This window comes from Serratia sp. PL7 (assembly GCF_945957435.1).
The window spans coordinates 1-403 of record NZ_CAMFLB010000129.1 but is presented as its reverse complement, the minus strand read 5'-3'; the positions used below and the strand labels follow the sequence as shown (position 1 = coordinate 403).

Genomic DNA, 403 nt, shown 5'->3' with positions numbered 1-403 from the left:
TCGTGCTCAGAAGACCCGTGCTGAAGTGACTGGTTCCGGTAAAAAACCGTGGCGCCAGAAAGGTACAGGCCGTGCGCGTTCAGGCACTGTAAAGAGCCCGATCTGGCGTTCTGGTGGTGTAACCTTCGCTGCGAAGCCACAAGACCACAGTCAGAAAGTAAACAAAAAGATGTACCGCGGCGCGCTGAAAAGCATCCTGTCCGAACTGGTACGTCAAGATCGTCTGATCGTTGTCGAGAAGTTCTCTGTAGAAGCGCCTAAAACTAAGCTGCTGGCACAGAAACTGAAAGATATGGCCCTGGAAGATGTGCTGATCGTGACCGGTGAACTGGATGAGAATCTGTTCCTGGCAGCTCGTAACCTGTACAAGGTTGACGTGCGCGATGTAGCAGGTATCGACCCA

The 403-nt window shown here is 52.6% G+C and carries 1 protein-coding gene; it reads left to right on the top strand.

What is annotated here, in order from left to right:
- Positions 1-403 (top strand): 50S ribosomal protein L4 (rplD, locus tag N6G83_RS54580; RefSeq protein WP_260524450.1); only part of this gene is annotated, 403 nt, incomplete at both ends.